Genomic DNA, 18668 nt, shown 5'->3' with positions numbered 1-18668 from the left:
AGCACAGGGAGTATAGGAGAGAATCCGGTCCCGCGTCGAATCAGGCACGGAAGACACCTACAAAACTCCCTGCCAACCATCCATCACGCCAAACGGCTGGCCACGTACTTATCCATCGTGTCGGTGCCCATCGCCTGCGCCAACTCCTGCATCCCGGCTTCATCAACGACGTCGTACTGCTGTCCATCCTTCGACTTGCCAAACCTTTAACTGGGGGCCTCAACGGACACGATGTCGTCACCAGAGTCAAACTTGAGGCTGGTCGCAAGTTTGCACACCTCCTTGGTGAGCGCAGGGCCGCTGCACCGTGTTTAATCAGGCTGCTTTCGTGACCGAAATTAGTCTTTCAACAGCTTCTCGCTAGCTGCGAGCAGAACGCAGGTCGAAACACCCTCCATGGCATCTCGCAGCTCGCCCATGCCCGGAAACGACGGGGCCAGACGAATCGTGCGATCGTGCGGATCGTGGTGCAGCGGGTGAGACGCTCCAGCCGGGGTCAGCGCGATTCCAGCCTCCTTAGCCAAAGCAACAACCCGCGATGCAGTACCGTCCATAACGTCGAGGGTGATGAAGTAACCGCCAGTCGGGTGGGTCCAAGATGCGACACCACGTCCGCCCAAGCGATGCGTGAGGATCTCGTCGACAAGCACGAACTTCGGAGCGAGGATCTCACGATGAGCACGCATGAGCTTGCGAACCCCCTCGGCGTCACGCAGATACTGCGCGTGACGCAACTGATTGACCTTGTCAGGACCGATCGAGCGAATCGCTGCATGTCCCAAGTACCAGTCCAGGTTGGCCTTGGAGGAGGCAAGGAAGGAAATGCCATCACCGGCGAAGGTGATCTTGGACGTTGAGGCCAGCTCGAACACACGGTCGGGATTGCCTGCCTCCTCGGCCCATCGGAGCACCGGTAGGGCGGGACGCTCGGTGTCGGTGAGGTGGTGCAGGGCGTAAGCGTTATCCCACCAAATGCGGAAATCTGGCGCTGCCGGCATGGATACTAAGGCCCGGATTGTCTGTTCGTCATAGATGACGCCGTTCGGGTTGGCGTACATCGGTACAACCCACATGCCTTTGACCGACGGATCGGCGGCAAGCTTCGAGACCTCGTCGACGTCAGGTCCGTGCTCTCCCAGCTCCACCGGGATCATCTCGATACCCAGATGCTCGCAGATGGCAAAGTGGCGGTCGTAACCGGGAACCGGGGCGATGAACTTGACGTTCTCGCCAGACCAAGGCCGCTGTCCGGCGATGCCATGAACGAAGGCAAACATCGCCAGGTCGTGCATGATCGACAGGCTGGAATTATCGGCAGCGATGATGTGGTCGACGTCGACGCCCAGAAGTTCGCCGAAAATACGGCGAATCTCGGGGAGGCCTCGGTTACCGCCGTAATTGCGGACGTCCTGGCCATCCTCGGCATGGGAAGGGACGTCGATCGTCAGCAAGTCTGCGTTGAGTTCGAGCTGAGCTGGGGAGGGTTTGCCGCGGGTGATATTAAGAGAGACACCACGAGCGGCGAGGTCGGCATGCTCGCTACTCAACTGTTGATGCAAGGCGGATAGGTCATCGTAGGACAGGTCAATTAGCGGGGTGGTCATGGCCCAATTGTCTCCCCCCGCCGGTCAAAATGATACGCGACCCTCCCCTACAGCCGGGCATGAAGGGTCATCTGCCATGCTGGGACCAACCGTGATGGGAACGGTCAGATCGTGCAGCCGATCAGGCGCGGCTCCGGCACCAAGGTGATCCCATAGGCGTCGCGGACTCCGTCGATAACGGTGCGTGCCAGGGTGGTGAGATCGTCGGAACTGGCACCTCCACGATTCGTCAGAGCCAGCACGTGCTTGGTCGACAGACTTGCCGGGGCGTCGCCAGCCACCTTAAACCCCTTGCCGTAACCGGCGTGGTCGATGAGCCAAGCCGCGCTCGTCTTGACCCGACCGTCGGGCTGGGCGAAGGCCGGAGCTCCGTCGGGAACCTGATCCGGAGCCACCAGCGGGTTGGTAAAGAAAGATCCGGCACTCCAGGTGTCATAGTCATCGGGATTGAGGACCATCCCTTTGCCGCCACGGACCGCCAGTACCGTCTCGCGCACCGTGGACGTATTGACCCTCTCCCCCAGCTTGACGCCCAAACGTCGCGCTAGCTCGGCGTAGCGGACTGGTAAAGAGCGGGTACCGAGGTTAAATTGCATGGTGACGTCAAGGACGACGTAACGATCAGGCTCAGCCTTGAAACGGCTAGAGCGATACCCGAAGCCACACTGATCAGCGGTAAAAGTGCGCTGGGTGTCGTCGACACGGTCCCAAGTACGCACCCTCGCGATGAACTCGCTCACTTCGACGCCGTACGCACCGACGTTCTGAATGGGCGTCGACCCGACGAGACCGGGGATACCGGAGAGGAATTCCGGGCCGATCCATTCCTGCTCGATGGCGTGGACGACAAAGTCATCCCAAACCTGGCCCGCAGCGACCGTCACCAAAGCACCCCCGCACGACGAGACCTCCGCGGACAGCCCCGAGGTAGCGACGCGGACAACAGTACCGTCGAACCCGCCGTCACCAACGAGGACATTCGAGCCGCCACCGAGCACCAGGCATGGTTCGCCGCAACGATCACAGTCGCGAACAGCCCCCAGGAGTTCATCGTTGGTCGTCGCAATGACGAGGCGACGGGCCGGGCCGCCTACCTTCAAGGTTGTCAATGGGGCCAACGAGACGCTGTCGCCACCAGACAGTGCGGATGTTGCCCCAATGGCCTCATGGTGGATAGTGCTGCATGCCTCCGCGGGATCGTCGTCCTCGTAAGGGCCGATGACAGTGGTACTCATTACTCCCCCCGCCTGACGCCGACCTCGACGCGGCCGAGGACCGATTGGCCATTGCATTTGACGTCGACGGCAAGGGTCGCCGCTTCATCACTGACCTTGCGTACCATGGCGGCAACCTCAATGGCTGCGCCCTCCTTGGTATCCGGAACCTGAACCGGTCGGGTAAAGCGGGCCCGCTGCGAAATAACCCGCTCAGGGCCACCAACCCAGTCGATGACAGCACCAAGAGTCGCACCCATAGTCCACATGCCATGGGCGATCACTCCGTCCATGCCGGCCTCACGGGCGGCGCAATCACTGTAGTGAATAGGGTTAAAGTCGCCGGACGCGCCTGCGTAGCGGACCAGAGTGGTCCGAGTGACCTTGATGGTGCGCGGTCCGAACGTTTGGCCCTCTGTCAGCTCAAGGCTCACGCGTCCCCCTTCGGACGGGTGTGCCACAACGTTGAGGTGGCATTGCCCAAATGCTCGCCGTTGACGTGATCCAAAGAGACGTCGATACCGATGATGTCGCTATTGCCTCGGATACGTACGGAAGTGATCGTGAGGGTGGCTGTCACCTCGTCGCCCTTGTGGAGCGGACGGATCCAGTTAAAAGACTGGTCGGTGTGGATCATGTGCTCCAGGTGCAGGTCAAGCTGCTCATCGTCGAACAACGCCTCCCACGCCCGAGACGCCAGCACCATCGCGAATGTGGGCGGGGCAATCGGGTCGTCGCCTTGATAGGCCGGAGCGGTGTCACCCAAAGCAGTGGCAAGTTCACGGATTTTCTCCGCTGTAACGAGGTAGGGGTCTGTCGTCGGGTAGGTGCGCCCGACGACATCAGGACTGATCGACATGCTGTCAGGCTATCCCAGACCCCCGACGCCGCGGAGCGCTTCGAGATGGAACAAAGCAAGCAGCACAGATATGTGTGGGACCTCTTCTTCATCTAGCCGGCTAGGCGTGATGTTGGGTGAACATACTGCGAGAGCATGGTAGGGCAAGTCGCAAAGAACTATCCGCAATGTGGTGTATGTGAGGCCCGATACCAGCGTTTACTGTCCGTAGCTGCCCAAAAAAGCCGACGGTAACGTTACCGTCACGAATCCAAGGTAGTTTTGGCAGCTAGCGGACACCATCCGAAAGACAAGCGGCGCCCACAGTGGCCAGAGGGCTGCTGCCGGCTACACGAAGCCCCCATGTGTGCTTCTACCCTTCTGCCGCCAAATCACAGAGCCCGCCGGAACACGCTCTCCGCTCCACACACAGCACGAGGGACCGCTCTAAAGACGACCCCTCGTTTAAGGTTCTTGGATCTAGATCCCGATGTCAGCGGGTCTCACGGTGCGCCGTGTGCTTACGGCAGCGCGGGCAGAACTTCGCCATCTCCATGCGATCAGGATTGTTGCGGCGGTTCTTCTTGGTGATGTAGTTGCGCTCCTTGCACTCGGTGCAGGCGAGCGTGATCTTCGGGCGAACGTCGCCGGACTTTTTGGCCATCTTTCCTACTTTCGAGCCGTGCGGAGTGGGCACTCCCGGGTTTCCCCGGTTTAGGTTGGTAGCGGGAGCGGGAATCGAACCCGCGACACAGCGATTATGAGCCGCTTGCTCTACCCCTGAGCTACCCCGCCAATGTGATCCTCGGCACCACTTTATTGGCCCGACCCACCGGGCAAGTGGGGCCGATTCACACCCAGAGCCCCCAAGCAGAATCGAACTGCTGACCTTCTCCTTACCATGGAGACGCTCTGCCTACTGAGCTATAGGGGCAACGGATGAGAAAGCTACACGAGCTTCCGACCGTTGGCAAATCAGAACCCGACTCCCCTGACGCCGGGGATTAAACCCCTGAGACTGGCTTTCAGCCGAACCGAGTCGTCCCACCACAATCACATCTCCGACCGAACAAATGCCAGCCCAAGACCCAGCCATAGCGAAACCAACCCCCGAATCCATCCGACCCCGGGGGTTGTGTGGCAGGTGTTGGATTCGAACCAACGTAGGCGAACCGACGGTTTTACAGACCGCTCCCTTTGGCCACTCGGGCAACCTGCCATGCTGGCGCTAGCCAACGATCGCTGATGCTAGCAGGCAGACCGCAGCCATGACCAATCCAGACAGCCTCACGGGCGTATTTCCGGCCGCGCGGCATCGCTCGTAAGCACGGCATTCCTCAGACATCTTCGCAGGTGAGACCGAAACAACCACCTCCGCGCACCATCGTTGTGACACACTCTGTATATGCGCATCGCCAGCTTCAACATCAACGGCATCCGAGCCGCCCTGAAGCGGGGGTTCTCCGAGTGGATGGCAGCTCGCGACTGTGACGTCGTCGGGCTGCAGGAAGTGCGCTGTCGACCTGCCGACCTACCCGAGGGAGCCTTCGGCGACCGTCACGTCTCATGGGCACCCGGCTCGCTGGCCGGACGCAACGGCGTCGCGCTACTCACCCGTACCGCCCCAGCCGAGGTCCGGTCCTGGGGAACCCACCTCGTCATGGCTCCCGGCCAGACTCCCAACCTAGATGAGGTAGTCACCGGCAACACTGACGGCCTCCCCACCGAGTTGCTGCCCTTCGCCGAGGAGGGACGCTACATCGAAGTCGACCTGGCCGATTCTCTCCTCACTGTCGCCTGCCTCTACCTACCCAAGGGAGCCACCCCGGATCCGACTAACGAGAAAGCCATCGCCAAGCAGGACCGTAAAATGGCTTTCTTGGCAGGGTTCCGCGATCACCTAACCCGACGCTGTCAGGAATGCGCAGCCCAGGGTCGTCACTTCCTCGTCATAGGCGACTTCAACATCGCCCACGAGAACGCCGACCTCAAGAACTGGAAAGCTAACCAGCACAACGAAGGATTCCTGCCCGAGGAAAGACAGTGGTTCGACACCATTGTCTCCCCCGACACCCTCGTTGACGTCCTGCGCGCCCAACACCCTGACATCAACGGACCCTACTCATGGTGGAGCTGGCGCGGCAAGGCCTTCATCAATGACGCGGGCTGGCGCATCGACTATCACCTGGCATCACCAGAATTAGCGAAAAGGGCCGTCACGACCGAAATCGACCGTGACTCCTCTTACGCCGAGCGCACCTCCGACCACGCCGCAGTCGTCGTCGACTACGATGTGTAAGTCAGGACGGGTCGAACATCCCCTCAACCTGGCGAGCCGACACGTTAGCCAAGCTCCCGTGGGACCAGTGCGGGTTGCGGTCCTTGTCGACCAGCTGGGCGCGCACCCCCTCACAGAAGTCCGAATTGCGCATGAAGGACCGTCCCAGGGCACGATCGGTCTCCAATACCTCGCCGAGGCCTGACGCGGATTCGGCCTTGATGACAGCCGCCAAAGCGACAGCTACCGACAACGGGCAGCGCGTCGCAATGTGCTCAGCCGTCTTGCGCGCGGCTTCCTCGGGACGATCAGCCAATCGACGGCACACCTCGACGGGGTCATCAGTGTTGTAACACTCCTGAATCCACACCGCGTCACGAGCCAACTGACACGCGACCGGATCAACGTCAGCGGGGTCGCCGCCGGCGTCGACGACCTCATCCACCAAACCAGCCCACAGCGCCGAAGCCGCGTCAATAGCGGCCCCGGTCATGGCCAAATGGCGTCCGACAAGGCGCGGGGCTCGTGAGAGCTCGAAGCACACGCCAACGTCAGGCCATAGACCTATACCTGTTTCCGGCATCGCAAAGACGAGGTCGTCGCGGGCTTCAACGTGTTTGAGCCGTAACGCCAACCCCAACCCGCCGCCCATGGAGATACCGTGTAGGTGCGCGGTCCCCGAGTGCACCTCGGCAATGGCGGCATCGACGTCGTACTCAGCATCCAGCCAGTCACCGGCTGCCTCGGGATCCTCCAGCGCCACTGACCTGAGTTCGCGAATGTCAGCCCCCGAGCAGTAGCCGCGCTCCCCTGCCCCCGACAAGTCGATGCTGCGCAGCGACCCCTTGACGACCTTCCCAATAGCCCCCAGCATCTCGCCGGACAACGAGTTGATCGCTCGGGGACGGTTCAGGGTGATCGTCACATCGTCGGTACCGCTGATTTTCACCTCATCCATGTCCCCAGCCTGCCACGTCGGGGGTTGAGGCCTCGCGCACCATCAATCATGACGCCCGCCACCCGCCGTCCCGGCGCCACACAGTGCGCCACTGTGGCAGTCAGTGAACCTTGTGGGGATGCGGAACGTGGACGTCCTTGTGCGTCCATCCCTGTCCCAGGCTGCGTTCATGCCACACCAGGCGGGCCGCCAGCACCAGAACCAGCGCGATGCCGAGGGCGGCGGCGCTATTGCGCCAGGACAGGTTGACGGCGTCGAAAGACAGCAAGATGACGGTGGTCCACACCGCGGGGCGGACGAAGCGGGCAGCTTCGTCGATCAGCGGCAGTAACAGTGCTCCCCAAAGCACATACCAGGAGTGCAGGGCCGGGGCACATAGCGCGACGGCAAGAAATCCTAACACCAGAAAGGACAGCGGCTTGCGCGGTAACAACCGGACGGCCATAACCACCAACAACAACGCACCAACGAGCACACCAATAGCCTGAGCAATCGGAATGACGGCCGCCGCCGCCTGATGCGCACCCAAGGCACCGAGCACCATTCGCACACCCATGCCGACAAGGGTGAAGGGGGACACCGTCAGCACCATACCGGGAACGCCAACGGCATGGTACCAGCCAATTCCCAAACCGGATGCCCACGAAATACCTGCAAAGACCGCCACCGAGATCGCCAGGGACCCTACTGCTCGTCCCAGGGCTGGAAAGAGGTGGCGCGGGTGCCACGACGCCATAGGGTGACGGATCAGTGGCAGGGCAACTGCGACCATAAAAGCCGGCTGCTTGACGGCCGCCGCACCCCCGACGAGTATCGCGCCAGTCGTCCATGACCAGCTCGACATACAGGCGATCCACAACCCGATAACAACCAGCCCCATCATGAGGGCGTCATTATGCGCTCCTCCAATGAAGTCCACCACGAGGATGGGGTTGAGGGTGGAGAACCAGGCTGCAAAGTGCGGATCTCGACCGACTCGACGCGCCACCCGGGACAACAACAGCCCTATGGCAACGACGCCCAAAAGAGCCGGGACACGCATAAACACCGACGACCAATAAGGATTGTCACCGCTCAGATGAACAATCCAATGTTGGACGACGAGGGCTAGGGGCCCGTAGGGGGTCCTAGTGTAACGCCATTCCTGGGCGACCTGATCGGCGAAGGCCCCCGGCAACAACCCCGGATATCCCTCGTAGGGGCTGATGCCGTTCTCCAGCAGCCAGCCCTGAGCGGCATAGGAATAGGAGTCGTGACTGAAGATGGGTGGGGCTAGCAGGAAAGGCAAGCCCCATACGCCAAGCACAGCCCACGGGTGAAGCCCAGCACGAATACCCGGACGGTGGTTGAAATATCGACGCACATGCCTCGGCAGCGGCTCTGCGGCCAGGTCGCGCGGCTCGCGACCTGGCCGCAGCCGCAACCAGGAACCGACTAGCAGACCGACGCCGACGAGGACGAGTATGGTCCCGACAATGCGCCACGTCGATCCACGCAACCCCGCCTCATCCAGCCGAGACCACCATGGCGAGTTCAACGGCAGATAGGCAGGAGTGAGTGATCCAGCCGTGATGAGAATCGTCCCGACCAGCCCTTCCAGGACCGACCGGGACCGCCAGGCACGCAGGTAGGCAAGCCATTCGAGATGGATTCGTCGCTGCCAGCCAACCGGCTGTTTCACCGCTCACCGTCCAATCCCCACACACTGACCAGGTCGGTGCGCGATGCCGAATCTGGAACACGCTTGTCGCTCCAGGACAGGGCGTCGAACGGACAGGACTCGATACACATGCCGCAATACATGCACAGTCCCCAGTCGATAGTAAACTCGTCAAGAACGGCTACCGTGCGGGGACGGCGCACATCGGAGCTCGGAACCGATTCGTGGTGAGCGTCAATGGTGATGCACCAGACCGGACATTCTCGGGCGCAGATCACGCAGGAGGTACACGCGTCGACGTTGAGGTCGATTGCCGAATGTCTCATGCTCGCCTCCCCAACGTCGTCCTCGTCATGTGCGCCGCCCGCGCGGCGCCTGATCGCGGACGCCGACCTGTCATAGCCGCGACAACCTCAACATCCGGAACACCCTCGCCACCTTTGATACGCCGCCACGTCTCAGGGTCGGGAACACCGGCAGGCAAACGCCGACTAGCGGACTTCGAGGTGGCCCGGTCAGCCGACCCCGGCCACACAGTATCGGCTCGCTGCGCCAACACAGCCTCCTTGCGCAGGGGCGGCTTCAGCGCGTCATGGATAAGGAGGGCACGGTCATCCGCCCCAGGGCCGACAAACCTCACCCCAAAAAAGTCGTGGATCTCCCGCTGATACCAGGATGCTCCTGCCAGGACGTCGACAACCGAGTCCAAGGTCCCGTCATTACGGGGCACACGAGTGGAGACGGTGACGTCATCGCCGTCATGGTTCTCCATACGGCAGACCACGATGATGTCGGGATCCTGGCCGCGCTCCCCGACCCCGTCGATAGCCGTCATATGAGCCAGCCATGGATGAGTAGACACCGCCTGGGCGACGGCATCGTGCCAGGCAGTTGCGGGGACATCGCGGGTTGTCATGCGGCCTCCCGGGAGGATGCCATAAACCCGGTGAGCGCGTCAGGGCCAGGAGGACAGCCCGGAATCCAGTGGTCGGCGTCCAGCCCCGCATTCGGAAGCCCAGCAGCGACGCCAGCGGAATCCCAGTAGGGACCGCCGGCGCAGGCGCATGCTCCAAAAGCCACAACGTCGACAGGATGGTTACGCTTCAGTTCATCGACAGTGACACGCACCGCGGAGGCCAGACCAGTCGTCACCGTCCCTGAGACGAACACCACTATCGCGGCTCCGTCTGGGATCTCCTCACGCACCGCAGCAGTGGCTGGCACGGCCACCTCGCTCTCGACCCCGCAGCAGGCCAGGGCGAGGTCGACGACATACACGGATCCGTCGGCGAACCAGTCGATGAATTTCACCAGGTCATTCTACCGAGAATGCTATTCACCCTGAGGTTCGCGCTATGTGCAAGCGTGCAGCACCGACCGAAGTTCGATAAGCAGAGGCTCGATGGTAGCGTTGGTAGCCGGTTCCGAAGCATCCAGACGCCCACCGCGGGTGCGGTCATTAGACACCCGCATGACGCGTCAACAAGGGAATCCCGCGATGAGAAAAGAGGTCAGAGTGCCTTCTACCGACACGGCACATCACACCACTGGCGAGCGAGAGGTCCAGTCCCTCGACCGAGTCGTCATTCGATTCGCCGGCGATTCCGGCGATGGCATGCAGCTGACCGGCGACCGCTTCACCGCCGAGTCCGCCATTCACGGCAATGACATTTCGACCCTGCCAAACTTCCCTGCCGAAATTCGCGCCCCCCAGGGCATTATTCCCGGCGTCTCAAGTTTCCAGGTGCACTTCGCTAATTACGACATCGCCACCCCGGGCGACCAACCCGACGTCTTGGTCGCCATGAACCCCGCCGCCCTGGCTGCGAACCTCCGTGACATCCGCCGAGGCGGTCTCATCGTCCTCGACTCCGCCGAGTTCACCAAGAAAAACCTCAAGAAGGCCGAGTACGCCGAGGATCCACGCCACGACGGCACCTTGGAGTCCTACCAGGTCGTCGAGCTCGACCTCACTAGCCTGGCCGTAGCAGCCGTCGAGCCCTTCAACCTTGGCCGTAAGAACTCCGAGCGCGCCAAAAACATGTTCGCGTTGGGTCTGCTGACTTGGCTGTATGGGCGCCCCCTCGGCCCCTCGGAGAAGTTCCTGGCCAGCAAGTTCGCCTCCAAGCCCGAGATCCGGGACGCCAACCTCGCCGCGCTTAAGGCCGGACATGCCTACGGCGAGACCTGCGAGCTGTTCCGGGTGCGCTACGAGGTAGCCCCAGCGCCGATGCCGGAGGGCACCTACCGTCAGATCACCGGAAATATTGCCACCGCCTACGGTCTCATCACCGGTGCGAACAGGGCCGGTGTGCAGTTGTTCTTGGGCTCTTACCCCATTACCCCGGCCTCCGACATCCTGCATGAGCTGTCTAAGCGGAAGGCCCACAATGTCGTTACCTTCCAGGCTGAGGACGAGATCGCCGGGGTCAGCTCGGCTATTGGCGCGTCCTTCTCCGGTTCCCTGGGCGTGACGACGACCTCTGGCCCCGGCATGAGCCTCAAGTCCGAGGCCATCGGCCTGGCCGTCATGACCGAGCTGCCGCTCGTGGTCGTCGACGTGCAACGCGCTGGCCCGTCCACTGGCATGCCGACCAAACCTGAGCAGGCCGATCTGCTCCAGGCCATGTTCGGACGCAACGGGGAATCCCCTGTCCCGGTGCTCGCAGCAAAGTCCCCGTCGGACTGCTTCAACACTGCCCTGGAGGCCTGTCGCATCGCGGTGACCTACCGCACACCGGTCATCATGTTGTCTGACGGGTACCTCGGCAATGGGGCAGAACCGTGGAAGGTGCCCGATCTGGCTGAGATCCCGCGCATCGACCCGAACTTTGCTACCGAGCCCAACTCCTCCGCTGCCGACGGCTCACCGCGATTCATGCCGTACCACCGCGACCCGGAGACCCTGGCCCGTCCGTGGGCCTTGCCCGGGACCAAGGGTCTGGAGCATCGCATCGGCGGTCTGGAGAAGTCGGCTCGCACCGGCGCCATCTCCTACGACCCGTCCAACCACGAGGGCATGGTCGCCACCCGAGCCGCCAAGGTTAAGGGCATCGCCAAGACCATCCCGCTGACCGTCGTCGACGATCCGTCCGGTGACGCTGACGTCCTCGTCCTCGGATGGGGATCCACATATGGCCCGATCACCGCTGCGGTGCGTCGAGTCCGTGCTCGTGGCCTGTCCATCGCTCAGGCCCACGTGCGTCACCTCAATCCGCTGCCGGAGGACCTGGGCAAGATCTTGCATCGCTACCGACGCGTCGTCGTCCCCGAGATGAACACCGGCCAGTTCGCCATGTTGTTGCGTTCGACATACCTCATCAACATCAAGACGATCTCTCGGGTGCGCGGACTACCGATCTCTCCGGTGGACCTGTGCGAGGAACTGTGCCAGTACTGCAACGACGAGACCAAGGAGGCCTGAGATGACCGACATCACCCCCGAGAATCATCCCGTCGGTCTGGCTGGCGTTCCACTAGCCGTCGAGCCGCTCAAGCGTCGGGACTTTGCCTCCGACCAGGAGGTGCGTTGGTGCCCGGGCTGCGGAGATTACGCGATTTTGTCTACTTTCCAGGGAGTGCTGCCCGACCTGGGCATCGCTAAAGAAAACGCCGTCGTTATCTCGGGTATCGGCTGCTCCTCACGCTTCCCGTACTACATGAGCACCTACGGCATGCACTCCATCCATGGCCGCGCACCGGCCATCGCGACAGGAGTCGCAGTCTCGCGCCCTGACCTGGCCGTGTTCGTCATCACCGGCGACGGCGACGCCTTGTCCATAGGCGGCAACCACCTCATCCACGCCATGCGACGCAACGTCAACCTGACGATCCTCATGTTTAACAACCGGATCTACGGACTGACAAAAGGCCAGTACTCCCCCACCTCGGAGGCTGGCAAGGTCACGAAGTCGTCTCCAATGGGGTCGATTGACGCCCCGTTTAACCCGTTGGCGGTGGCGTTGGGGGCTGGGTGCTCTTTCGTGGCTCGTGCCGTCGATTCCGACCGAACACACCTCGCCCAGATACTCACAGCAGCCGCCAAACACCGCGGCACCTCATTTGTCGAGATGTACCAGAATTGCCCAATCTTCAATGACGGGGCTTTCGACGATTACAAGGGGCCCGAAGCCGCCCAGCACCTCATCCGACTCGTTGACGGCGAGCCGGTCCTCGTCGGGGCTGACGGTACCCGTGGCGTAGTCCGCGACCCCGTCAATGGCGAGTTGACGGTCGCAGACGTCGCCGAGGTGGGTATGGACCACATCCTCGTCCACGATTCCCACCGCACCGACCCATCCCTGGCCTTCGAACTAGCCCACCTCGACGACGGCAACCTCATCACCCAGACCCCAATCGGAATCTTACGCAACATCGAATGCCCCACCTACGACGACCAAGCCCGCACCCAAGTCCAGCTCGCCGCCGGGGACACCACCACGCTGCAGGATCGCGACAAGGGGCTCCAAAGCCTGCTCCTCGGTACGGATACGTGGCAGGTGCGGGAACGAAACGCCTGAGCAAGGCACGCATCCCGGAGAAGTCAAACACACCATCGCGAGACGACTCCTCCGGGGCCGACTCATCAATCGCACTCCACACCCACACCTTCCATAGGGATTTGGATATGCTAAATCTCGTAAATCCGTGGACATCAACTCAGAAGGAGAGACAGCGTGAGGAATCGAACGCTTGCAGGCATGACGCTGGCACTTACCGCTCTTGTCACCTTCTCACCTCTCGCAGGATGGGCGGAACAAGCGGATGGGATCAAGAATACATAATCTCTAATTGGATGGTGGGCAAGGAATCGTCAACATGGGACGATCCCAACCACCACGATGGCAGGACAAGCCTTTCACACTACGCCAAATGTTCACCCGCACCGGACAGCGCAGGCGTCATCCCTAGGAGCGCAACTTACAATCTTCGCAAAGTGAGACGTTTCCAGCCTGACGTGAATTCCGGTGACAGAACACTGTCATGCGCAAGGACAGGATCCGCCTATTACGGACGCATGCCTGCCGGGACCTACAGGTTCCGATTGGTCGGTCTGACTGGAGGATCTCCAACTTGGTTGAAGCTTTCCGTACGTGACTTCAGAATCCGATGGTAGCCCAGACCTTGACCCTCAGGGGAATTCGTTTTTCATATTCTCGACGAGAACCCCCACTTTTTGATGGGTTGAACCTGACCCTGGGGGATACCGAAGGTCCAACCGTCCTCTTGGGACTCAATGGTGCAGGAAAGACCACCTTGCTGCGGCTGTGTGCGGGCCAGCTCAAGCCCTTGGCAGGGTCAATCACCGTGGACGCGGGGATTGCCCCTCGGTCTGCCGTGTCCTTGATGCCACAGCAAATCAGGCCAATACCTGGGTTCAAGGTGGTTGAACAGGTGGCATATTCGGCATGGCTCACTGGGTGCAGTTCCCCCGAGAGCGAGGACCGAGCGGTCACGGCATTGAAGGCCGTTCAGTTGGACGATCACCTGACGGACAAGCCCGATCGGCTCTCCGGTGGACAACTGCGCCGAGTTGGTTTGGCCCAAGCCCTGGTGGGCGAGCAGCCAATCATCTTGCTCGATGAACCAACTGCCGGTCTCGACCCGGCGCAAAGGCACGTCTTCAGGGATTTGCTGACGCACCTTAGTAGCACTCGAAATCTTGTCGTGTCGACTCACGACACATCCGAGATCGACTCGATGTACACCAGAGTCATCGTTCTCGATAAGGGACACATTGTCTACGATGGCGCCACTCATGATTTTCTGAGGCGTGGCGAAAACTCTCTCCACGCAGCCGAGGAGGCATTCCTTGATGTCGTGGGAGAATCAGAGGTGTCACAATGACGTGGCGACTCCTTCTCCGACGATCTTATGGCATCCGTCTTTTACCTGTCATGATTCTCATATGGTGTTACGGGGCGTTGGGAAATCCTCCTTCACCGTCAGACATCGAGCGATCTGCGAGCGTGCTCTACGCCTTCATGATGATCGCTGGACCCGTGGCTCTGGGTGCTTGCCTGGAACTTCGGAGGTTCACCGAAGGTCACATCCTCACCACACCGACCGGGAGGTCTCGACTGCGAATCATCCTTCCATGGTGGGCCATCGCCGTTCTCCCATCGACCGTGGCCGTAGGCATTTCTGTTCTGGCGTCAGGATCTGGAAACCAGATCATGGAAATGTCGGCCATCGGTGCCGTTTGGATGCTCGCATGGGGCGTCTTCGGTGCTGCCATTGGGGCATCGTGGCCGCTGGCACTGTCAGCACCAACGGCCCTTCTCCTGCCCTTCATCCTCGTCTTATATGGACCAGCCGTATCGGTCATGGAGCTGCGATATCTTTTTGGCTACTACATGGGCTGCTGCACCGTAGGTGAGATGTTGAATCCTCGAGTCCTCACAGCTGGAATGACGATGGCAGGTGGGATCCTCATCGTGTCAGCCCTGGCCCTCGTAGCAGGAAGACGGAATCATCACGCACGTATCACCGTGACCCTGACCCTGATTATTGGATTGGTTGCGACGACGTTCATCGGCTTTCACACAGTCAAAGGCATAGGTCCGCTGCCCGCCACCCCCCCCCCGAACCAGACCACAGATCTGTCTGAGAGGTAGTGATCCCGTGGTGTGCGCGTGGGAATCTCACGATCTCGAGCTGTTGGGCCCCGTGATCCGGAAAGCAGACACAGCGTGGCGAAATTCCGGTATTCACGTCCCCGAAGAATATAGGCAAGGTACGCAGGACTCAACCCGAGAAACCGTGTGGTGGTCGGCATCTGCGATATCCACATCTGAGTCGCCGTCGAAGGCGGTTCTGGCCGTTGCTTCGGGGTTGGCCGTCGCCCCGTGTCAGGACCACAAAGATCAGGTGGCAGTCTGGGTTCTCGACACTCAGGATCGCGTCGTCGCCTGGCTGACGAAACATTCGGGAATCGCGATGACGGGTCAGGAGTTTTCCCCTGAGACGCGCGAATGGCTGAAGTCCATGGATCGACTGCCCATCCAGGATCAAGCCAGGATTGTCGAGAGTTATCGATCTCGACTGCAGAAATGTTGAGAGGACACATAGCGCTTGGTTGGAGAGCCTGGGCGCGCAATCGATCATTGGCATCTCTTCTCGTAACCACCGTGGTGTGTTGCATCCTTATTGCGTTCACATCTGAGATTATGATTTCGCTTCCTCCACTGTTGTCAGGGAGAGGTGTTGAAGTTCCCAATGCCGCCGTAATACCCCTCTGCGTGGTCGTCGTACAAGGTTGGTGCCTCTCGCGTCGCGACATGAGAGCAGAATCAGGGTCCGTGCGACGGATCACATACGCAGATTGTCTCCTATCGATGACACCTGCGGTGCTTTTCGGGATATTGTCATGGTCGGCAGATCTTCCGCTCGGAATGGTCTCCACCCGCAACATCGTTGGGTTGTCCGGTTTCACCCTTCTCACAAACGCCATTGGCATCAAGAAATTGTCATCCATCCCTGCGATCATCTGGGTTCTGACAAGCCTTCTGTTGGGGAGAACGGAAAGTTACACATCCTGGTGGTCATGGCCGATCAAGGATCGGACGGACGTGGTATCGGCGATATTGTCCGGGGTTCTTTGCCTTCTCGGAATCCTCGTCTCGCTTATCAAGCCTCGTCAGACGGTGTAGCCCTTGGTGATCCCCATGCACCCTTGAGTGGATCCGGACAATCCCCAGCCTCGTGGATCCAGGGCGTTCCACGCTGATCGGCTTCCCGTGCTGCATGAATACCTTGCGATATGCACTCCTCCATGGCCGCGCACCGACCTGGCCGTGGCCCTGGGTGCCGGATGCTCCTTCGTGGCTCGCGCCATAGACTCCGACCGCACACACCTCGCCCAGATACTCACAGCAGCCGCCAAACACCGCGGCACCTCATTTGTCGAGATGTACCAGAACTGCCCAATCTTCAACGACGGCAACCTCGTCACCCAGACCCCAATCGGAATCTTACGCAACATCGAATGCCCCACCTACGACGACCAAGCCCGCACCCAAGTCCAGCTCGCCGCCGGGGACACCACCGACCAAGACTCCCGCGACGTCGTTCTAGCCACCCTACTGACCGGCAACGGCACCTGGCAAGTCTAGGGCTGCGAACTGAATCTCCGGATCATGAGCAATGACCGGCGCCATCGCTGCTTCCAGGGTCTTGACGACCTGGGGCATGTGGCCCACCCCGCAACACCGTTTCCCCGTTGCTACATGATTGCTGCACTTGCTGCATGCGGACCATCAGCCAGCGGGAGATGGCAACGGACGATGATCCGCTGGTATCTCGACGCTTCAGCTGCCGCCAAGCTCATGGTGGCAGAGAGTGAATCAGCTGCCTTGATTGACGAGATCAACCGTTCACAACCACATTTGGTGGCCTCACTGTTGCTGGAGACCGAGCTACGTCGAATGGTTCACCGCTTCCCGCAGCTCACAAGACATGATCAGCTCACTTCTCACGAAGGTGTCCCTGTATCTCATCGAACCAGCGCAGCTCACGCATGCGGGGCTCCTCCCCGGCCAGAACCTGCGCTCACTGGACGCGTTACATCTGGCCACTGCCATAGACCTTGGCGTTGACGCGTTGGTCACCTACGATCAGCGTCTACAGTCGACGGCGCACGAAATCGGCATGCCGGTTGTCGCGCCCTCGTGAATCCCCCAACGACCGAAACACAGGAGCTGCCGCATCATTTCGGTGCGTATGGAGTATTGTGTTCGCTGTCAGCTTGGTTGACGGGTTAATGCCCGGATGGCCTGGGGAAGCCGGTGGGATTCCGGCACTGTCCCGCAACCGTGACCATGTCGCAAGGTGTGGAAGTCGGAGTACCAGCCATATCGGGGTTGAGGTTCTTGGTTCCGCCGTGGATTGCGGATCGACACCGATGTGTCGCGCCTGTGTTGTTAGTGTCCTTTCGGAACGTTTCCAAGGAGGAGCGGGACATGACAGTGGAAACGACGACGAGGCGCGGGCCAGTGGTGGGCGCATATCGGGCTCATCTTCGTATTACTGATGACAGTGGCGCCAGTGACACTCTCACCTTCCCCATCGAGATGACCCGTAACGGTGATGGTGTCCCCGATGCCCGGGATAACTGCCCCACCATCGCTAACCCGGAGCAAGTTGACTCCGACCACGATGGCGTAGGAGACGCCTGCGACCCCCACACCACCACGAAGGCACCGCGATGACCACCCACAACAGCACAACCAGGGAACAGTACCGTCGCGCGCGCCTCAACGGCCTCGCCATCGGCACCATCGTTGGAGCGCTCTGGACGGTTGAGTTTTTACTACCTTTCTTATTTCCGATGGGCGGGTATTCGCGGAACATCAAAATGGCTTTTATTGCCCTGACGCTACCTGGGCTTGGATGGATAACTGGCTTGTGGGGCAGAACAGCCTACAATTGCACAACTCCGGCGAAAAAGAAACGCAGAGTCAAGACGACCGGCATCGTCATGACAACCACCATCGGGGTACTTATGTCAATCACTTATTATACTCTTGTTGCAGGCATGGGGACTTTTGAGATACCAGATAATTCCACTTTCAGTTGCAAAGCTTTTATTATGTTCCTGGCTCCCTTATTCGTGTTTCCCATTGCCGGATGGAGGCTCAGTACTGCTAGAAATTAATACTCCGAGCGATCGTCCCTCAGTAATCTCAAAAATGAGCGCCTGGGTTGCTCTCGGTCTGTACCTGTCTACAGCAGCCTGGTTCGCAATTAGCTTACTTTTAAATATATTATTCTTTTTGAGTTCTAAACACATTCTCACGACGCGCTACTTTTCCGAGCATTAAGACACGCCGAAGCACGACAAGGAGAATCGATACACCACCCACACGACACCGTCAAGAAAATGTCACAACAACCTTTCGGCAGTAGCACCAATGCTACTTTCATCTAAATAACCGAAAAGTTCCTATACATAGACAAAGCCAGCATAGTAACTTTGCATAATTTCAATTATCAGCGTATCGTTGCGACTAATGCAGGGTTAATCACTAGCTTTATCTGCTATATCGGCGTCGACAAACCGGCAGATCGCGTAGTACTACACAACTCCGCTTTAAGTGCAAAAATATTTGTTGCATT

The 18668-nt window shown here is 60.1% G+C and carries 17 protein-coding genes, 3 tRNA genes, 3 pseudogenes and 1 riboswitch; of the genes and pseudogenes, 10 read left to right on the top strand and 13 right to left on the bottom strand.

The genetic code is table 11. From position 1 onward, the window contains the following. Window positions 1-338: 338 nt before the first annotated feature. The 8 genes from F1563_RS10200 to F1563_RS10165 form a co-directional block, all read right to left on the bottom strand. Entirely contained in the window at window positions 339-1604 is a 1266-nt protein-coding gene (locus tag F1563_RS10200; RefSeq protein WP_002528792.1) for an aspartate aminotransferase type Ic, read from the bottom strand. Window positions 1605-1708: 104 nt separating this feature from the next. Then, window positions 1709-2839 carry a UDP-N-acetylmuramate dehydrogenase gene (locus tag F1563_RS10195; protein WP_002528793.1) on the bottom strand — a complete coding sequence of 377 codons (1131 nt, stop codon included), beginning with the start codon at window positions 2837-2839 and terminating at the stop codon, window positions 1709-1711. Beyond that, window positions 2839-3252 (bottom strand): MaoC family dehydratase, encoded by a 414-nt coding sequence (locus tag F1563_RS10190; RefSeq protein WP_002528794.1) that lies wholly within the window; start codon window positions 3250-3252, stop codon window positions 2839-2841. The genes F1563_RS10195 and F1563_RS10190 overlap by 1 nt, the downstream gene beginning before the upstream one ends. Beyond that, window positions 3249-3677, bottom strand: coding sequence for an FAS1-like dehydratase domain-containing protein (locus tag F1563_RS10185; protein WP_002528795.1), 429 nt, complete (start codon window positions 3675-3677; stop codon window positions 3249-3251). The genes F1563_RS10190 and F1563_RS10185 overlap by 4 nt, the downstream gene beginning before the upstream one ends. Window positions 3678-4149: 472 nt before the next feature. Next, window positions 4150-4320 carry a 50S ribosomal protein L33 gene (gene rpmG / locus F1563_RS10180; RefSeq protein WP_002514900.1) on the bottom strand — a complete coding sequence of 57 codons (171 nt, stop codon included), beginning with the start codon at window positions 4318-4320 and terminating at the stop codon, window positions 4150-4152. 56 nt (window positions 4321-4376) lie between these two features. Continuing rightward, window positions 4377-4451 (bottom strand) — tRNA-Met (locus F1563_RS10175). Between the two features lie 66 nt (window positions 4452-4517). Next, window positions 4518-4590 (bottom strand) — tRNA-Thr (locus F1563_RS10170). Window positions 4591-4794: 204 nt separating this feature from the next. Beyond that, window positions 4795-4875, bottom strand: a tRNA-Tyr gene (locus tag F1563_RS10165). A gap of 186 nt (window positions 4876-5061) precedes the next feature. Here F1563_RS10165 and F1563_RS10160 point away from each other — a divergent pair. After that, window positions 5062-5955, top strand: coding sequence for an exodeoxyribonuclease III (locus tag F1563_RS10160; protein ID WP_002528797.1), 894 nt, complete (start codon window positions 5062-5064; stop codon window positions 5953-5955). Between the two features lies 1 nt (window position 5956). On the opposite strand, the gene F1563_RS10155 is transcribed toward F1563_RS10160, so the two are convergent. The 5 genes from F1563_RS10155 to F1563_RS10135 form a co-directional block, all read right to left on the bottom strand. Then, on the bottom strand, window positions 5957-6892 hold the full coding sequence (locus F1563_RS10155) for an enoyl-CoA hydratase/isomerase family protein (protein WP_002528798.1): 936 nt from the start codon (window positions 6890-6892) through the stop codon (window positions 5957-5959). 100 nt (window positions 6893-6992) lie between these two features. After that, a complete protein-coding gene (mptB, locus tag F1563_RS10150; RefSeq protein WP_007434078.1) occupies window positions 6993-8573 on the bottom strand; it encodes a polyprenol phosphomannose-dependent alpha 1,6 mannosyltransferase MptB in 1581 nt (526 codons plus the stop codon). Next, the gene (locus tag F1563_RS10145) at window positions 8570-8878 is read right to left on the bottom strand and encodes a 4Fe-4S binding protein (protein ID WP_002527880.1); all 309 of its coding nucleotides are present in this window, start codon (window positions 8876-8878) and stop codon (window positions 8570-8572) included. The genes mptB and F1563_RS10145 overlap by 4 nt, the downstream gene beginning before the upstream one ends. Then, the gene (locus tag F1563_RS10140; protein ID WP_002527881.1) at window positions 8875-9468 is read right to left on the bottom strand and encodes an NADH-quinone oxidoreductase subunit C; all 594 of its coding nucleotides are present in this window, start codon (window positions 9466-9468) and stop codon (window positions 8875-8877) included. Before F1563_RS10140 ends, F1563_RS10145 begins: the two co-directional genes overlap by 4 nt. Further along, a complete protein-coding gene (locus F1563_RS10135; protein WP_069181747.1) occupies window positions 9465-9863 on the bottom strand; it encodes an NADH-quinone oxidoreductase subunit B family protein in 399 nt (132 codons plus the stop codon). The genes F1563_RS10140 and F1563_RS10135 overlap by 4 nt, the downstream gene beginning before the upstream one ends. A gap of 160 nt (window positions 9864-10023) precedes the next feature. Here F1563_RS10135 and F1563_RS10130 point away from each other — a divergent pair, with 160 nt between their 5' ends. The 9 genes and pseudogenes from F1563_RS10130 to F1563_RS10090 all read left to right on the top strand — a co-directional run bounded on the left by F1563_RS10130 (window position 10024) and on the right by F1563_RS10090 (window position 18207). Further along, complete coding sequence (locus F1563_RS10130; protein WP_149302683.1) at window positions 10024-11976, top strand: 2-oxoacid:acceptor oxidoreductase subunit alpha; 1953 nt, start codon at window positions 10024-10026, stop codon at window positions 11974-11976. A gap of 1 nt (window position 11977) precedes the next feature. Next, complete coding sequence (locus tag F1563_RS10125) at window positions 11978-13072, top strand: 2-oxoacid:ferredoxin oxidoreductase subunit beta (RefSeq protein WP_002527885.1); 1095 nt, start codon at window positions 11978-11980, stop codon at window positions 13070-13072. A 589-nt stretch (window positions 13073-13661) separates the two neighbouring features. Beyond that, entirely contained in the window at window positions 13662-14399 is a 738-nt protein-coding gene (locus F1563_RS10120; protein WP_002527886.1) for an ATP-binding cassette domain-containing protein, read from the top strand. A gap of 50 nt (window positions 14400-14449) precedes the next feature. Then, a pseudogene (locus F1563_RS14785) lies at window positions 14450-15611 on the top strand (DUF7224 domain-containing protein). Continuing rightward, window positions 15605-16204, top strand: coding sequence for a hypothetical protein (locus tag F1563_RS13690; RefSeq protein ID WP_172623664.1), 600 nt, complete (start codon window positions 15605-15607; stop codon window positions 16202-16204). Before F1563_RS14785 ends, F1563_RS13690 begins: the two are co-directional and overlap by 7 nt. Before the next feature lie 126 nt (window positions 16205-16330). Beyond that, a pseudogene (locus F1563_RS10105) lies at window positions 16331-16666 on the top strand (2-oxoglutarate synthase); the annotation flags it as partial. 343 nt (window positions 16667-17009) lie between these two features. Beyond that, on the top strand, window positions 17010-17225 hold the full coding sequence (locus F1563_RS10100) for a PIN domain-containing protein (protein ID WP_002527892.1): 216 nt from the start codon (window positions 17010-17012) through the stop codon (window positions 17223-17225). 57 nt (window positions 17226-17282) lie between these two features. Next, window positions 17283-17421, top strand: a riboswitch (cobalamin riboswitch). A 130-nt stretch (window positions 17422-17551) separates the two neighbouring features. After that, window positions 17552-17761, top strand: a pseudogene (locus tag F1563_RS10095) (thrombospondin type 3 repeat-containing protein); the annotation flags it as partial. After that, window positions 17758-18207 carry a hypothetical protein gene (locus F1563_RS10090; RefSeq protein ID WP_002527894.1) on the top strand — a complete coding sequence of 150 codons (450 nt, stop codon included), beginning with the start codon at window positions 17758-17760 and terminating at the stop codon, window positions 18205-18207. The pseudogene F1563_RS10095 and the gene F1563_RS10090, both read left to right, overlap by 4 nt. The last annotated feature ends 461 nt before the right edge of the window (window positions 18208-18668 follow it).

This window comes from Cutibacterium modestum (assembly GCF_008326345.1).
Lineage (GTDB): Bacteria > Actinomycetota > Actinomycetes > Propionibacteriales > Propionibacteriaceae > Cutibacterium > Cutibacterium modestum.
The sequence above is the reverse complement of the archived record's forward strand: the minus strand, read 5'-3'. Positions and strand labels throughout refer to the sequence as shown.

Excerpts from the sequence above, each read along its gene's own strand:
- F1563_RS10200 (WP_002528792.1), bottom strand. The coding sequence starts at position 1,604 with ATGACCACCCCGCTAATTGACCTGTCCTACGATGACCTATCCGCCTTG.
- F1563_RS10195 (WP_002528793.1), bottom strand. The coding sequence starts at position 2,839 with ATGAGTACCACTGTCATCGGCCCTTACGAGGACGACGATCCCGCGGAG.
- F1563_RS10185 (WP_002528795.1), bottom strand. The coding sequence starts at position 3,677 with ATGTCGATCAGTCCTGATGTCGTCGGGCGCACCTACCCGACGACAGAC.
- rpmG (WP_002514900.1), bottom strand. The coding sequence starts at position 4,320 with ATGGCCAAAAAGTCCGGCGACGTTCGCCCGAAGATCACGCTCGCCTGC.
- F1563_RS10160 (WP_002528797.1), top strand. The coding sequence starts at position 5,062 with ATGCGCATCGCCAGCTTCAACATCAACGGCATCCGAGCCGCCCTGAAG.
- F1563_RS10155 (WP_002528798.1), bottom strand. The coding sequence starts at position 6,892 with ATGGATGAGGTGAAAATCAGCGGTACCGACGATGTGACGATCACCCTG.
- F1563_RS10145 (WP_002527880.1), bottom strand. The coding sequence starts at position 8,878 with ATGAGACATTCGGCAATCGACCTCAACGTCGACGCGTGTACCTCCTGC.
- F1563_RS10140 (WP_002527881.1), bottom strand. The coding sequence starts at position 9,468 with ATGACAACCCGCGATGTCCCCGCAACTGCCTGGCACGATGCCGTCGCC.
- F1563_RS10130 (WP_149302683.1), top strand. The coding sequence starts at position 10,024 with ATGACGCGTCAACAAGGGAATCCCGCGATGAGAAAAGAGGTCAGAGTG.
- F1563_RS10125 (WP_002527885.1), top strand. The coding sequence starts at position 11,978 with ATGACCGACATCACCCCCGAGAATCATCCCGTCGGTCTGGCTGGCGTT.
- F1563_RS10120 (WP_002527886.1), top strand. The coding sequence starts at position 13,662 with ATGGTAGCCCAGACCTTGACCCTCAGGGGAATTCGTTTTTCATATTCT.
- F1563_RS13690 (WP_172623664.1), top strand. The coding sequence starts at position 15,605 with ATGTTGAGAGGACACATAGCGCTTGGTTGGAGAGCCTGGGCGCGCAAT.
- F1563_RS10100 (WP_002527892.1), top strand. The coding sequence starts at position 17,010 with ATGATCAGCTCACTTCTCACGAAGGTGTCCCTGTATCTCATCGAACCA.
- F1563_RS10090 (WP_002527894.1), top strand. The coding sequence starts at position 17,758 with ATGACCACCCACAACAGCACAACCAGGGAACAGTACCGTCGCGCGCGC.